The following is a 13,932-nucleotide window of genomic DNA, read 5'->3' as shown; positions in this document are numbered from 1 at the left end:
CCGCGAGGGGCTCCGGCGTCTCGCGTTTCGGGCGCCCGGTTCTGATTCGGCTCCGTGCTGTCTCAGGTTGCCACTGGCCGGAGATGGATGCGTCCTGGGGAACCATGACCGATCCACTCGGCTTGCCGCCCCGACAGGAGGCCTGGGAAGCGGCCGGAGAGGGAACCAGGACAGGAAATGCCGAAGGACGACGCCGGAGACACCGGATTCCGGCGCGGCGACTGCCTCGAGCGCGCCAATGCCCTGGTGCAAACCCTGGCGATCCTCGCGGCCGGGGCCTGGGCCGTCTACACCTTCATCTACGAGGCCCGGATCAAGCCGGCGCTTGAGCCGCCCGCCGTCTCGGTCACCACGAACCTCGTGCGGGCGGGCGAGCGCGGCCAGCACGTGGCCATCCGCTCCACCGTGACGCGCAGAAATGTCGGCCAGACCGGCGTCCGCGTGCTCGGTCTCGTCTACAATGTGACCGGCGTGCGCGTGCGCTTCGAGGCGCAGACGCTGGACGGCGCCACGGCGCCCGACCGCACCACCACGGCGCGCGCCTACACCTTCGACGGCCCCGGCGAGGCGATCCTGCGCGAGAGCCGCCTGTTCGCCGGCGCCACCGAGGCAGGCGGCGAACCCTCCGACCTCAATCCCGGCGAATCCGTCTCGCGCGACCTGATCGTCTATGCCGATCGCGACCGCTTCGACTTCGTGCGCTTCGAGGTCGGCCTTGCCTACACGCGGGGCGACGATCCGGCCGTGCAGCTTCGCTTCGTCACGGAGCCGAACGGCACCCTGGCGCTGCGCCCGCGCGCCGATTGCCGGACCGAACCCGAAATCTGCGCGCGCCTGAAGACAACCGACTTCGCCACCGAATTCTCGCTCTGGTGATCCGACCCCGCCAGGTGGCGCGAGCCGTCGTCGAGCCGCGACATGTCCTCTCATGGTGCATGCCTGCGACGGTTTTTCAGGGAACACGAGGCTATCGTGGCACCTTCACTTGAGGCTGCAGGCGTATCCCCGCTCCATCCGTACCAGCCTGGTCTTGAAAAACACATGCGTTGCTTGCCGTTGGAACCGGTGAGGCGCGTCCAGCAGCATCGCGTTGTTGTTCCTGATCTTGAGTGGCCATGCTGTTTCCTCCCGTCGATACGGATCACCCCCTGGCGGAACGGTTCCGCGACTTCATCCGGCATCGGCCCTTCCCCTGTGTCGGCGCCAAATCGGCCCTGTCGCGCGGGGGCATGACGGTGGTGGTGGCGCGCGGCATCGGCCAGGCATCCGACGATGCCTGGATCTACGCCGCGCTCCTGGCCTTCATCTCGCGCTATCGCCAGTCGCCGGAGATGTTCCGCAGCTTCGTCGTCCTGTTCGAGGGCGCCGCACCCACCTCCGAGGAGGGGTTCGAGACCGACCTATGGGCGCGGGTCCAGGCCCTGTCCGACCGGGACGGGCATCTCGGCCAGCCGCATGACGACCGCGTCGCCGCCGATCCCGAAGATCCGCACTTCTCGGTGAGCCTCGGCGGCGAGGGCTTCTTCATCGTCGGGCTGCATCCGGCCGCGAGCCGCCCGGCCCGGCGCTTCGCGGCCCCCGCCTTGGTGTTCAATCTGCACGACCAGTTCCAGCGTCTGCGGGCCGAGGGCCGCTACGAGCGTCTGCGCGACAGCATCGTCGAGCGCGATGTCGCGTTCGCGGGATCGCCCAACCCGATGCTGGCCGGGCATGGCGAGCGCTCGGCCGCGCGCCAGTTCAGCGGCCGGGCCGTCCCCGAGGATTGGACCTGCCCGTTCCGTCGCCGTTCCAAGCCCGCCAGCTGGGACGGCGCGGAGGTTCTGGCCGCCCTGCGCAAGGGCGCCTTCGTCGCCGACGGCGTGGAGGGTTAAGGCATGGACGCCGTCACCGCCCAGGCCATCCCGTTCCCGGACACCGATCCCGACAGCCTCGCCGCCCTGGTGCAGGCCGTGCGCGAGACCGGCTACAGCTTCACGACGGTCACGCCCGCCACCCACGCGCATGTCAATGCGCGGCCCCAGAACGCCCGCGCCCGAAACCTGCGGGACGTGCTCGGCTGGAGCCGCCCCTTCTCGCCCGAGATTCTGCCGGAGGCCGTGCTGACCGCCCTGGAGCGTGCCGGAGCGGTCTCGGCGCAGGGCGACGTTTGGACCCCGAACGTCCGCCTCTCCAGCCTCGACGGCGAACTCTTCCTGCATTCGGCCTATCCGCCGAGCGCAGCCGACGCGGTGTTCTTCGGCCCCGACACCCTGCGCTTTGCGGCGGCTGTCATCGCCCATCTCGCGCAACGCGAAGCTCCCATCCGGCGGGCGGTCGATATCGGCTGCGGCTCCGGAGCCGCCGGGATCTGCATCGCCAAACGGGCGCCGGACGCGGAGGTCGCCCTCGTCGACATCAACCCGGCGGCCCTGCGGGCGGCGGCGGTCAATGCGCGCTCGGCGGGCGTCGGCAACGTGCGCCTGCACCGGAGCGACATACTCACCGCCGTCGAAGGCGGGTTCGACCTCATCGTGTCGAACCCGCCCTTCATGATCGATCGCGGCGCCCGCGCCTACCGCCACGGTGGCGGCCCTCTCGGGGCCGGCCTGTCCCTGGCGGTGGTGGAGGCGGCCCGCGCACGTCTGGCTCCCGGCGGCAGTCTCGTGCTGTTCACCGGGTCCGCCATCGTCGAAGGGCGCGACCCCTTCCGCGAAGCGGCAACCGCCCTCTGCGCCGAGGCCGGCCTGAGCTGGACCTATCGCGAGTTCGATCCCGACGAGTACGGCGAGGAACTCGCGGACCCGGCCTATGGCGATGTCGAGCGCATCGCGCTCGTCGTCCTGACGGCGACGCGGAGCTGAGCATGGCGGCGGCCCCGCAGATCGCCGACACCGACCGCGCCGAGTTCCTGCGCGATGCCCTGGCGGGCCTGCAGACACGGCCCCGGACCCTACCGGGCAAGTATCTGTGGGACGAAGCCGGGTCCGAGCTGTTCGACCGCATCTGCCACACCGCCGATTACTACCCGACCGGGCGCGAGATCGCGCTGCTGCCGGGCGTGGCGGCGGAGGTGGCGGCCCGGATCGGACCGGGCGCCACTGTTGTGGAGTTCGGCAGCGGCGCCAGCCGCAAGATCCGCACCCTGCTCGACGCTCTCGACCGTCCGGCCGCCTATATCGCGGTCGACATTTCGGGCGATTACCTCGCCGAGGCGATCCGGAGACTCGCTTCGGATTACCCGCAGATCGCCATGCAGGCGGTCTGCGCCGATTACAGCAAGCCGTTCCGCCTCCCCCTGCCGAGGTCGGGCGGGCCCGTGCTGGCTTTCTTCCCCGGAACCAGCATCGGCAATTTCACGCCCGACGAGGCCGGAGCCTTCCTGGCCCGCGCCCGGGAGGCCCTCGGCTCCTGCCTGTTCCTGATCGGGGCCGACCCGACCATTGAGCGGGGTGCGCTGCAGGCGGCCTATGGCGGGGCCGACGGGCTCATGGCCGCCTTCCACCGCAATATCCTGGCTCGGATGAACCGGGAACTTGGCGCTGACTTCGACCTGGACGCCTTTCGGCACGAGGTGCGCCTGTGTGAACATCCGTTCCGGGTCGAGGCCCATCTGACCGCGACCGCACCGACCAGCGTCCGACTCGGCCCGACCCGGATCGACTTCGCCGCCGGCGACAGCATCCGCACCGACACCTCGCACAAGTACACGCCCGAGGCCTTCGCGCTCCTGGCGGCCGGAAGTGGCTGGAATCCGGAGACGCACTGGCTCGGCACGGGCGGCGGCTTCAGCCTTCACCTGCTGCGGAGCTGATCGGCCGGATCGCCTCTTCGCCGGATCCCTACTCCGCTGAGTCCCCTTCGCATCAACCCGGGAGAGCAAACATGGCACAGCAGGTTCCGGTCTCGCGGGAGGCCGTCATTCAGGATCTGGGGCTCGACGGGGACGAGGCCGGCGAGGCCCATGCGGTGACGGACGATCTCGCCTATCGGCGCCTCGCCATCGTCAACGTGGTGCTGTTCGGCTCACCCAACGCCGGCGACCGTGGCTGGGTGCTGATCGATGCCGGCCTCCCGGGCTCCCGGGGACGGATCGAAAAGGCCGCCGCTGCGCGCTTTGGCAATGGCGCGCGGCCAGCGGCAATCGTTCTCACCCACGGGCATTTCGACCATGTCGGGGTGCTGGAAGATCTCGCCGAGGCCTGGGACGCACCGGTCTACGCCCATGCGGCGGAGCACCCCTATCTCGACGGGTCCGCCGCCTATCCGGCGCCCGACCCGAGCGTGGGCGGCGGCGTGATGGCACGGATCGCGCCGCTCTACCCGACGCGCCCCGTCGACGTCCGCAAACGCCTGCACGCCCTGCCGCAGGATGGCAGCGTGCCGTCGATGCCGGGCTGGCGCTGGCTCCACACCCCGGGGCATTCGCCCGGCCACATCTCCTTGTGGCGGGAAGCCGATCGGTCGCTTATCGTCGGCGACGCCTTCGTGACCACGGCCCAGGAATCCGCCTACGCGGTCATGATGCAGGAACCCGAGCTGCACGGCCCGCCGATGTACCTCACCACCGATTGGCCGGCCGCCCGGCGCTCCGTCGAGACCCTGGCGGCGCTCAAGCCCGAGCGGGTGATCACCGGGCACGGACGCCCGCTGGTGGGTCCCGACATGCGTCGGGCCCTCGACGCGCTGGCGCAGGATTTCGACCGCATCGCGGTTCCGAGCCAGGGCCGCTACGTCGACGCTCCGGCGACGGCGGAGAATGGCGGGGCCTACCGCGAGCCCTGAGAGGGTAAGGCAGGCGCGTCACCCGTCGTCACGCAAACTTGCGCAGGATATCGCCACACCGATCCCCCGATCTGCGGACATTCGCGCGCCCCTGGCGTAAGATTCGCCGAAGGGCCGCCGCATCCGGCGAAAAAGCCTGCACCATCGTGCGAGGAAGAACACGCCATGCGGATGTCCCACCGCGCCTTCGCCGCCCTGGCCGGCCTGCTGCTCACCGGGCTGGCGGCATCGGGCGCCGCCCGGGCCGCGGCCGGCGACGACGTCGCCGAGCGCGAGGCGCGCTGGAAGGATCTGCGGCAATCGCTCTTCGGGGATCGCGCGGTCGAAACCGCAAAGCCCCTGGTCCGCATGGACCTGCCGGACCGCGCCAACGACGCCGCGCTCGTGCCGCTGACGATGACCATGACCGACAAGGACCGGATCAAGGGCCTCTACCTGGTCATCGACGACAACCCGGCGCCCCTGGCCGCGCATTTCACCTTCGGTCCCGCCGCCGACCCGGAGGAACTGAAGCTGCGCATCCGGGTGAACACCTACAGCAACATCCACGCGGTGGCCGAGACCCAGGACGGCGCCCTGATCCAGACCACCCAGTTCGTGAAGGCATCGGGCGGGTGCTCGGCCCCGATGGGAATGACCGACGACGAGGCGATGAAGGGCATGGGCGACATGCGTCTGAAATTCGCCGCCCCGGCTTCCGGCGCAACCGATTCCGGCAAGCCGATCGCCGCGACGCTGATGATCCGCCATCCCAACTTCACCGGGCTCCAGATGAACCAGGTCAGCCGCGAGTACACGCCAGCCCGCTACATCAACCGGATCAGCGTCACCTACGGCACGCAGAACGTCTTCGTGATGGAGGGCGACATCTCGATCTCGGCCAATCCGGTGATCAATTTCGCCCTGCGACCCGCCGGCAAGGGACCGGTCACGGTGGTGACGCAGGACAACCAGGGTGGGCGCTGGGAGCGCAGCTTCGATGTGCCGGCCGCCAGTCACTGACGCCCTGCGACGCCGCGCGGGCCTCGTCCTGGTCGCCACCCTCCTGGGCGCCGCCGCGCCGGCGGATTCGCCCGTCGCTGTGCCCGAGCCCGCCGGCTACTGGGACGGCGCGCTGCAGGGCTACACGCCGAAGACGCTGGCGGGTGCCACGGTGATCGACGCCGAGGCCCTCGAGGCCCTGATCGGCGCTGGCAACACCCTCCTGATCGACGTCTCGGAATCCGATCCGACGCCGCGCGATCTCGCGCCGGGGCGCCTGTGGCGGCCGATCCACCGGGCGATCCCGGACAGCATCTGGCTGCCGGGCGCCGGGTCCGGAACTCTCTCGGCCCAAGACGCCGCCGCCCTGGCCGAGCGGATCGAGACCCTGACGCAAGGGGACCGGACCCGCCCCGTGGTCACCTACTGCCACCCGGATTGCTGGGGCAGCTGGAACCTGGGGAAGCGCCTCGTCACCCTGGGCTACCGGTCGGTCCACTGGTTCCCGGCGGGGATCGAGGGCTGGCAGGAGAAGCATGACACGGGGGCGATCCGGCCCGACGCCGCCTGGACGCGCGCCCTGAAGACGGGCGGCGGGCCCTAGAATCACACCCTCTCCCTGCCGAAGGTTACGCCACCCATGCCGAACCGCCGCTCGATCCTCGCGCTCCTGGCTCTCGCCCCCGTGTCCCTCTCTCCGCTGGGCCTCGCCGTCCCGGCTCACGCGGCCGACGCGTTGCCCTACACGCCGGAGGCTTTCGAGGCGGCGCAGAAAGCGGGCAAGCCGATCCTCATCGAGGTGAGCGCCCCCTGGTGCCCGATCTGCAAGACTCAGAAGCCGATCCTGGCCAAGCTCGGCGAGCAGGCCCGCTTCAAGGACCTGGTGATCTTCGAGGTCGATTTCGACACCCGCAAGGATGTGCTGCGCCGGTTCGACGCCCGCATGCAGAGCACGCTGATCGCCTTCAAGGGCGAGACCGAGACCGGCCGCTCGGTCGGCGAGACCCAGCCAGAATGGATCGAGGGCCTCGTCGAGAAGACCCTCTAGGGCACCCCCATGGGCAACGGCCTCGGACTCGCCTTCCTCGCCGGCCTGCTTTCGGTGCTGTCGCCCTGCGTGCTGCCGCTCCTGCCGCTGGTCCTCGGCGCGGCCGCGTCCGAGCACCGCTACGGCCCCCTGGCCCTGGCCACCGGACTCGCTCTCTCTTTCGTGGCGATCGGGCTGTTCGTGGCCACCATCGGCTTCGGCCTCGGCCTCGACACCGGCCTGTTCCGCACCGGCGCAGCGATTCTGATGATCCTGCTCGGATGCGTGCTGATGCTGCCGGCGGCGCAGACGCGGCTCGCGGTCGCGGCCGGGCCGGTGAGCGACTGGACCGAGGCCCGCTTCGGGGGCCTCTCCACCGCGGGCCTGTCCGGGCAGTTCGGCGTCGGGCTCCTCCTCGGCGCGGTCTGGAGCCCCTGCGTCGGGCCGACCCTCGGGGCGGCCTCGCTCCTCGCCGCGCAGGGCCGCGATCTCGGGTCCGTCGCCCTCACCATGGTGCTGTTCGGCCTCGGCGCCGCCCTGCCGCTGGTCCTGCTAGGCACCCTGTCGCGTGCGACGCTGGTGCGCTGGCGCAACCGGATGATGGGCCTCGGCAAGGGCCTCAAGGCCGCCCTCGGCCTTGTCCTGGTGGTGACTGGCCTCGCCATCGTGCTCGGCTACGACAAGGCGCTGGAAACCCGCCTCGTCGAAGCCTCGCCCGAATGGCTGACGCGGCTGACGACGCGGTACTGACGCCGCGCCCCGGTGCGCCGCTCGGGAATCGATTGGTTCGGGCGGCTCCAGCGCGGTCCCTAGACCGTCTGGCCCCCATCCATCACGAGGGCATGCCCGATGACGAAGGCGGCCGGGTCCGAGCACAGCCAGAGTACGGCGGAGGCGATCTCCTCGGGCCGGCCCATACGGCCGATCGGCTCCTGCGCGATCACCCGGGCGATGCCCTCGGGCGTGCCTCCGGTGAAGCGCTGCATCATCGGCGTGTCGATCATGCCCGGGCAGATGGCGTTCACCCGGATGTTCTGCGCGGCATAATCCAGAGCCGTCGCCTTGGTCAGGCCGATGACGCCGAACTTGGCGGCGCAATACGCCGCCTGACCGGCGATGCCCTTCACCCCGGCGCCCGAGGCGGTGTTGACGATCGAGCCGCCCCCGCTCGCGAGCATCAGGGGGATCTGGTACTTCATGCACAGGAACACGCCACGCAGGTTGACCCCGGCGATCCGGTCGAAGGTCTCCTCGCTGAGATCGACCATGGCAGTCACCGGCTGCTCGATCCCGGCATTGTTGAAGGCGAAGTCGAGCCGCCCGAAGGTGTCGACGGTCCGATCGAGGGCCGCCCGCACGTCGTCCGCCCGCGTCACGTCGCACCGGACGGCGATCGCCCGGGCACCCGTCGCCTCGATCAGCCGCGCCGTCTCGCGGCAGGCCTCCTCGGCGACGTCGGCGACCGCCACGCTGATGCCGGCCTGGGCAAAGGCCAGCGCCGTGGCGCGGCCGATGCCGCTCGTCGCCCCGGTCACGAACGCGACCTTCCGGTTGTCAGCGCCGGTTCGATTCATCGTCATACTGCGGGTCTCCTGATTCCGCCTCGATCGGGGACCGAGGATGCTGCAAGAGACCTAGCGCCTCGGCGGATCAGCGATTAGCTGCTGAAACCCGCATGGGTTCATAAGTCTGGGTTATCAATGGCGCGCGGCAGCGTGAACGATCTGGTCGCCTTCCTGGCAGTCGCCCGCGAGCGCAGCTTCACCCGCGCGGCGGCGCAGCTCGGCGTGTCGCAGCCGGCTCTCAGCCAGACCATCCGCGACCTGGAGGCGCGGCTGGGCATCCGCCTGCTCAGCCGCACCACCCGCAGCGTCGCCCCGACCGAGGCCGGCGAGCGCCTGATCCACAGCATCGGGCCGCATCTCGACGGGATCGAGGCCGGCCTCTCCGCACTGACCGCCCTGCGGGACAAACCGGCCGGACTCGTGCGGATCACCGCACCCGATCACGCAGCCGAGACCGTGCTGTGGCCGGCTCTTGCGAAATTGCTGCCGGACTACCCCGACATCGCCGTGGAGGTGGTCACGGAAGGCAGCCTGACCAACATCGTCACCGAGCGCTTCGACGCGGGCGTGCGCTTCGGCGAGCACATCGAGCGGGATATGGTGGCGGTGCGGATCGGTCCCGATCTTCGCATGGCCGTGGTCGGCACCCCCGCCTACTTCACCGGACGATCCAGGCCGACCCATCCGGAAGATCTGACGGCCCATCGCTGCATCAACCTGCGCCGTCCGACCCGGGGCGGGTTCTACCCCTGGGAGTTCGAGAAGGCGGGCCGCGAAATCAACGTCCGGGTCGAGGGCCAGCTGGTGTTCACCAGCCTGCGCCTGATCCGGCGGGCGGCCCTGTCCGGCTTCGGGCTGGCCTACCTGCCGGAGGACCAGGTCCTGGCGGATGTGGCGGACGGACGGCTCGTGCGGGTTCTCGACCCGTGGTGCGAGCCGTTTCCCGGCTACCACCTCTACTATCCGAGCCAGCGCCAGCACGCCCCCGCCTTCGCCGTGGTGGTCGAAGCCCTGCGGCATCGACAGGCGTCAGCCTGAAGGCGGCGGCGGCGCATCGCCGGCCCCGCGGCTCGGCTTGCACAACCGGGTCGATCTTGGTCCATCAGCGAGAGCGCTCGCGGCCGTCGATCCGGCGGACCGATGGGCCGCAACCGTCAGGGAGATCCCGATGCCCCTCGTCGTCCCCGTCATTCTCGGTTCCGTGCGCGCCGACCGTCAGGGCCTGCGCGCCGCCCGCTTCGTGATCGCCGCCCTGGAAAGCCGCGGCATCGAGGCGCCGCTGGTCGACCCGGCCGTGCTGAACCTCCCGCTCCTCGACCGGATGTACAAGGAATACCCGGCGGGGACCGCGCCGGCCGTGCTCGAAGACCTCGCGACCCTGTATCGCCGCGCCGATGCGTTCCTGGTCGTCTCGGCCGAATACAACCATGCGATCCCGCCGGCCCTCGCGAACACCCTCGACCACTTCCTCGAGGAGTATGCGTGGCGACCCTCCGGCATCGTCTGCTACTCGGCCGGGCAATATGGCGGCGTGCGGGCGGCGATGCCGTTGCGCGCCATGCTGGCCGAGCTCGGCGCATCGAGCATTCCCTCGCTGCTGCCCATCCCCCGCGTCGGCAAGGCCCTCGACGAGGCCGGCGTCGCACAGGATGAGTGGCTGCCCAGGGGGGCCCAACGCTTCCTCGACGAGCTGGTCTGGTACGCCGAGGCGCTTCGGGCGCAGCGCGCCAAGGGCACGCCCTATTGAGACGGACCCGGTTTGGCCCAAGCGTGGGAATGACCCGCTGTCGCAGGGACCGGAATCACGAGGCCCTGGCGCAGGGCTTGCCCGTGTGACGCCCGACCCGAACCACCCGAGCCGAGGCCCCCATGTCCACCATGTCCACCATGTCCACCATCGCCGCCACGCCCGATCCGTCCACGACACACAAATCTCCCGGCGCGGAGATCCGCACCCTGCTCGCCGCCCTGGTGCGGGCCGCCCTAATGTCGGACGATCACGCGAGCACGGCTTGGCGGGCGGCCGCCCGGGACGTGCAGGCGACGCTCGCCGCCGAACCGACGCGGGTGGCGAGCCTCAACATCGAGGGATTCTGGACCCTGGCGGTCCGCGATGCCGAGGCGCCGGAGTATCGCGAGGCCGAGAACCAGGTGCAGTTCGGCTTCCCGGCTCTGTCTCCGTTCACCCTCGACGAGATTACGGCGCCCGGCTTCGACGTCGATGCGGCCGTCGAGCACCTGCGCAAGTCGGCAGCCACCGGCTGAATCCTGTCGACGGCGGATCCGATGCCCTCGCGGATGCCGTTGCCGGGGCGGCGTCCAGCGCCCATGTTAGCAAGAGCAGCCGGGCGGCGCTTCCGCTCCCGGCGAGACACGTTCTACCGCGTATGGCCTCGCGCCCGCGCAGCGAGCCGGATCCCTTGGCAAAACGCATCAATCCGAATCCCGGCGCTGCCGGCCTCCCCTCCCGCGAGCAGATCCTCGCCTTCATCGCCGCCTCGACCGAGACGGTCGGCAAGCGCGAGATCGCGGCGGCCTTCAACATCAAGGGCGCCGACCGCATCGGTCTCAAGCGCATCCTGAAAGAGATCGAGGAGGACGGCGCCATCGCGCGCGGGCGCGGCGGGCTGGCGCCGTCCGGCCGTCTGCCGCCGGTGGTTCTGGCCGACATCACCGCACGGGATCGCGACGGCGAGTTCCTGGCGAGCCCGGCCGAGTGGGACGTCGGCAACGGCCCCGCCCCGAAGATCACGGTCGCCTCGCCGCGCGGCGGCAAGCGTCCGGGCCAGCCGGCGCCCGGTATCGGCGACCGGGTGCTCTTGCGCGTCGAAGCGAGCGCCGGTGAGCCGGGCCGCTACACCGGCCGCGTCATCAAGGTTCTGGGAAAGAACAAGGCTGAGATCATCGGCATCTTCCGGGCCGGTCCCGACGGCGGACGCATCATCCCCGTCGAAAAGCGGGCACAGGGGCGCGAGATCGCGATTCCGGCCGGCGAGGAGGGGGAGGCCCGCGATGGCGACCTCGTCAGCGTCAGCCTCCAGCGCGAGAGCCGCTTCGGGCTGCCCCAGGGTCGGGTCCGCGAGCGCCTCGGGTCGCTGGGGTCGGAGAAGGCCGTCAGCCTGATCGCGCTTCACCTTCACCACATCCCGCACGTGTTTGCGGCGGCCACCCTGGCGGAGGCCGATGCAGTGGTGCCGGTGGGCCTGGCGGGCCGCGAGGATTGGCGCGCCGAACCGCTGCTGACCATCGATCCGCCGGACGCCAAGGACCACGACGACGCCGTGATGGCGACGCCCGATCCCGACCCGGCCAATGCCGGCGGCTTCATCGTCACCGTCGCGATCGCCGATGTCGCCGCCTATGTGCGCCCGGGCTCGGCCCTCGACCGCGAAGCCCTGGTGCGCGGCAACTCGGTCTATTTCCCGGATCGCGTCGTGCCGATGCTGCCCGAGCGCATCTCCAACGATCTCTGCTCCCTGCGTGAGGGCGAGGACCGGCCGGCCCTGGCTGTCCGCATGGTCATCGCGGCCGATGGGGCGAAGCGCCGGCACAGCGTCCACCGGGTGATGATGCGCTCGCGGGCCAAGCTCAGCTACGCCCAGGCCCAGGCCGCCATCGACGGTTTCGCCGACGACATCACCGCTCCCCTGCTCGAGCCCGTGCTGCGCCCGCTCTGGGCCGCCTACGCGGCTCTGCGCGAGGCTCGCGAGGCCCGCGGTCCGCTCGCCCTCGACCTGCCGGAGCGCAAGGTGCTGCTGACGGCCGACGGCGCGGTCGACCGCGTCGTGGTGCCGGCCCGTCTCGATGCCCATCGGCTCATCGAGGAGTTCATGATCCAGGCCAACGTCGCCGCGGCCGAAACCCTGGAGCAGGCCAAGCAGCCACTGATCTACCGCGTCCACGACGAGCCGGCCCTGGAGAAGATGCGGGCGCTCGGCGAGGTGCTGGCCTCCATCGGGATCAAGCTGCCCAAGGAAGGCATCCTGCGTCCGGCCCTGTTCAACCGCATCCTCGGGACGGTGGCCGAGACCGAGCACGCGATCTTCATCAACGAGGTGGTCCTGCGCTCGCAGGCCCAGGCCGTCTACGCGGCGCAGAACCTCGGCCATTTCGGCCTGAACCTCCGTCGCTACGCCCACTTCACCTCGCCGATCCGGCGCTACGCCGACCTGATCGTCCACCGGGCCCTGATCGCGGCCTGCCGTCTCGGCCCGGACGGCCTGTCGTCGGAGGTCACGGTGGCGGCCCTCGACCAGATCGGGGAGCAGATCTCGGCCGCCGAGCGCCGGGCCATGGCGGCCGAGCGCGAGACCATCGACCGCCTCATCGCCCACCATCTCGCCGACCGGGTCGGCGCCACCTTCACCGGCCAGATCTCCGGCGTGACCCGCTCCGGCCTGTTCATCAAGCTCGACGAGACCGGGGCCGACGGCTTCGTGCCGATCTCAACCATCGGGGCTGACTATTACCGGCACGACGAGGCCAAGCACGCCCTGGTGGGCGAGCGCTCGGGCGAGACCCACCGCCTCGGCGACCGGGTCGAGGTCCGATTGGTGGAAGCCGCTGCCGTGGCCGGGGCCCTGCGCTTCGAATTGCTGTCCGAGGGGCAGGCCCGGCCGGAGCGTGCCGCACGCCCCGGGCCGAACCGCGCCATCCGCAAGCCCGGCGCGCCCGGGCGCCCGCCCGGCATCCGCAGCACCGGGTCGCGTCACCGCGGCTCGCGCCGCTGAGCGGAAGGGGCTAGTCTGCGGGGTCATGCGAGGAGCCGAGATGACGGACGGAATCGAACCGGGCCACCACGAACGCACCCCGCTGGTGCGGGCGATGGCGCGCGGCTTCATCGGCCGCTGCCCCCATTGCGGCGAGGGCCGGATTTTCGGCCGCTTCCTCAAGGTCCGGCCGCATTGCGACGTCTGCGATCTCGAACTTGCGCATCACCGGGCCGACGACCTGCCGCCCTACATCGTCATCTTCATCGTCGGTCACATCGTCGGGTATTTCCTGCTCGAAACCGAGATGAATTACGACGTTCCCCTGTGGTTTCAGCTCAGCTTCTGGCCCCTGGTGACGCTGTTTGGGTCGTTGGCGCTGCTGCAGCCTGTGAAGGGCGCCGTGGTCGGCCTGCAATATGCGCTTGGCATGCACGGCTTCGCCAAGCTACCGGTGCCGCGCGCGGGCACCGAACCGCAGGGCGAGGAGACACGGCATGGATCAGGTGACGGGCGCAGTGCCGACCGAGCTGCCGGCTTCGGCCCCGCCTGAGGCGCCCGCCCGCAAGCCAGCGCTCCGGCCCCGCAATGCCGCGACTCTGATCATCCTCGACCGTACCCGGCGCATTCCCAGAATTCTGATGGGCCGGCGCCATCCCGGGCTTGCCTTCATGCCGGGCAAGTTCGTGTTCCCGGGCGGCCGGATCGAGCCGTGCGATCGCCACATGACGGTGGCCGGTGCCCTCTCGGCGCGGGCGTCCGACGCGCTGGCGGTCCGCGTCCCGCGCGGGGGCAACGGGTTGGGGCGCGCCCTCGCCCTGGCGGCCATCCGCGAGACCTACGAGGAGACCGGCCTGCTGCTCGGAACTCGGGAATACGGACCGCCGGA

At 70.5% G+C, this 13,932-nt stretch carries 16 protein-coding genes (1 of these 16 only partly in view); 15 read left to right on the top strand and 1 reads right to left on the bottom strand.

Going from position 1 to position 13,932, the window contains the following annotated elements:
• Nucleotides 1–177: 177 nt before the first annotated feature.
• The 9 genes from ASF57_RS19165 (at nucleotide 178) to ASF57_RS19125 (ending at nucleotide 7,519) form a co-directional block, all read left to right on the top strand.
• A complete protein-coding gene (locus tag ASF57_RS19165) occupies nucleotides 178–876 on the top strand; it encodes a hypothetical protein (RefSeq protein ID WP_056486286.1) in 699 nt (232 codons plus the stop codon).
• Nucleotides 877–1,115: 239 nt separating this feature from the next.
• Entirely contained in the window at nucleotides 1,116–1,871 is a 756-nt protein-coding gene (gene gntA, locus ASF57_RS19160; protein WP_056486283.1) for a guanitoxin biosynthesis heme-dependent pre-guanitoxin N-hydroxylase GntA, read from the top strand.
• Nucleotides 1,872–1,874: 3 nt separating this feature from the next.
• Complete coding sequence (locus ASF57_RS19155; RefSeq protein ID WP_056486281.1) at nucleotides 1,875–2,840, top strand: class I SAM-dependent methyltransferase; 966 nt, start codon at nucleotides 1,875–1,877, stop codon at nucleotides 2,838–2,840.
• A 2-nt stretch (nucleotides 2,841–2,842) separates the two neighbouring features.
• Nucleotides 2,843–3,790, top strand: coding sequence for an L-histidine N(alpha)-methyltransferase (egtD, locus tag ASF57_RS19150; protein ID WP_056486279.1), 948 nt, complete (start codon nucleotides 2,843–2,845; stop codon nucleotides 3,788–3,790).
• A gap of 71 nt (nucleotides 3,791–3,861) precedes the next feature.
• On the top strand, nucleotides 3,862–4,761 hold the full coding sequence (locus ASF57_RS19145) for an MBL fold metallo-hydrolase (RefSeq protein WP_056486277.1): 900 nt from the start codon (nucleotides 3,862–3,864) through the stop codon (nucleotides 4,759–4,761).
• Nucleotides 4,762–4,926: 165 nt separating this feature from the next.
• A complete protein-coding gene (locus ASF57_RS19140; protein ID WP_056486273.1) occupies nucleotides 4,927–5,763 on the top strand; it encodes a quinoprotein dehydrogenase-associated SoxYZ-like carrier in 837 nt (278 codons plus the stop codon).
• A complete protein-coding gene (locus tag ASF57_RS19135; RefSeq protein ID WP_082504176.1) occupies nucleotides 5,741–6,346 on the top strand; it encodes a rhodanese-like domain-containing protein in 606 nt (201 codons plus the stop codon). Before ASF57_RS19140 ends, ASF57_RS19135 begins: the two co-directional genes overlap by 23 nt.
• A 36-nt stretch (nucleotides 6,347–6,382) precedes the next feature.
• Complete coding sequence (locus tag ASF57_RS19130) at nucleotides 6,383–6,790, top strand: thioredoxin family protein (RefSeq protein ID WP_056486271.1); 408 nt, start codon at nucleotides 6,383–6,385, stop codon at nucleotides 6,788–6,790.
• Nucleotides 6,791–6,799: 9 nt separating this feature from the next.
• Nucleotides 6,800–7,519 (top strand): cytochrome c biogenesis protein CcdA, encoded by a 720-nt coding sequence (locus ASF57_RS19125; RefSeq protein ID WP_056486268.1) that lies wholly within the window; start codon nucleotides 6,800–6,802, stop codon nucleotides 7,517–7,519.
• 59 nt (nucleotides 7,520–7,578) lie between these two features.
• On the opposite strand, the gene ASF57_RS19120 is transcribed toward ASF57_RS19125, so the two are convergent.
• Nucleotides 7,579–8,349: an SDR family oxidoreductase gene (locus tag ASF57_RS19120; protein ID WP_056486265.1), complete on the bottom strand. Its 771-nt coding sequence runs from the start codon at nucleotides 8,347–8,349 to the stop codon at nucleotides 7,579–7,581.
• 120 nt (nucleotides 8,350–8,469) lie between these two features.
• Here ASF57_RS19120 and ASF57_RS19115 point away from each other — a divergent pair, with 120 nt between their 5' ends.
• The 6 genes from ASF57_RS19115 to ASF57_RS19090 all read left to right on the top strand — a co-directional run.
• Complete coding sequence (locus ASF57_RS19115; RefSeq protein WP_056486262.1) at nucleotides 8,470–9,372, top strand: LysR family transcriptional regulator; 903 nt, start codon at nucleotides 8,470–8,472, stop codon at nucleotides 9,370–9,372.
• Between the two features lie 130 nt (nucleotides 9,373–9,502).
• A complete protein-coding gene (locus ASF57_RS19110) occupies nucleotides 9,503–10,081 on the top strand; it encodes an NAD(P)H-dependent oxidoreductase (protein ID WP_056486259.1) in 579 nt (192 codons plus the stop codon).
• 122 nt (nucleotides 10,082–10,203) lie between these two features.
• Nucleotides 10,204–10,599, top strand: coding sequence for a hypothetical protein (locus ASF57_RS19105; protein ID WP_348528139.1), 396 nt, complete (start codon nucleotides 10,204–10,206; stop codon nucleotides 10,597–10,599).
• Between the two features lie 155 nt (nucleotides 10,600–10,754).
• Complete coding sequence (gene rnr / locus ASF57_RS19100; RefSeq protein ID WP_056486679.1) at nucleotides 10,755–13,064, top strand: ribonuclease R; 2,310 nt, start codon at nucleotides 10,755–10,757, stop codon at nucleotides 13,062–13,064.
• 40 nt (nucleotides 13,065–13,104) lie between these two features.
• The gene (locus ASF57_RS19095; protein ID WP_056486256.1) at nucleotides 13,105–13,596 is read left to right on the top strand and encodes a DUF983 domain-containing protein; all 492 of its coding nucleotides are present in this window, start codon (nucleotides 13,105–13,107) and stop codon (nucleotides 13,594–13,596) included.
• Nucleotides 13,541–13,932, top strand: the 5' portion of a protein-coding gene (locus ASF57_RS19090) for an NUDIX domain-containing protein (protein ID WP_056486253.1). It continues 364 nt past the right edge of the window; the window shows 392 of its 756 coding nt (coding positions 1–392); it begins with the start codon at nucleotides 13,541–13,543; its stop codon lies off the right edge, out of view. Before ASF57_RS19095 ends, ASF57_RS19090 begins: the two co-directional genes overlap by 56 nt.

Source organism: Methylobacterium sp. Leaf117, from assembly GCF_001422985.1.
In the GTDB taxonomy this organism is placed as follows: domain Bacteria; phylum Pseudomonadota; class Alphaproteobacteria; order Rhizobiales; family Beijerinckiaceae; genus Methylobacterium.
The sequence above is the reverse complement of the archived record's forward strand: the minus strand, read 5'-3'. Positions and strand labels throughout refer to the sequence as shown.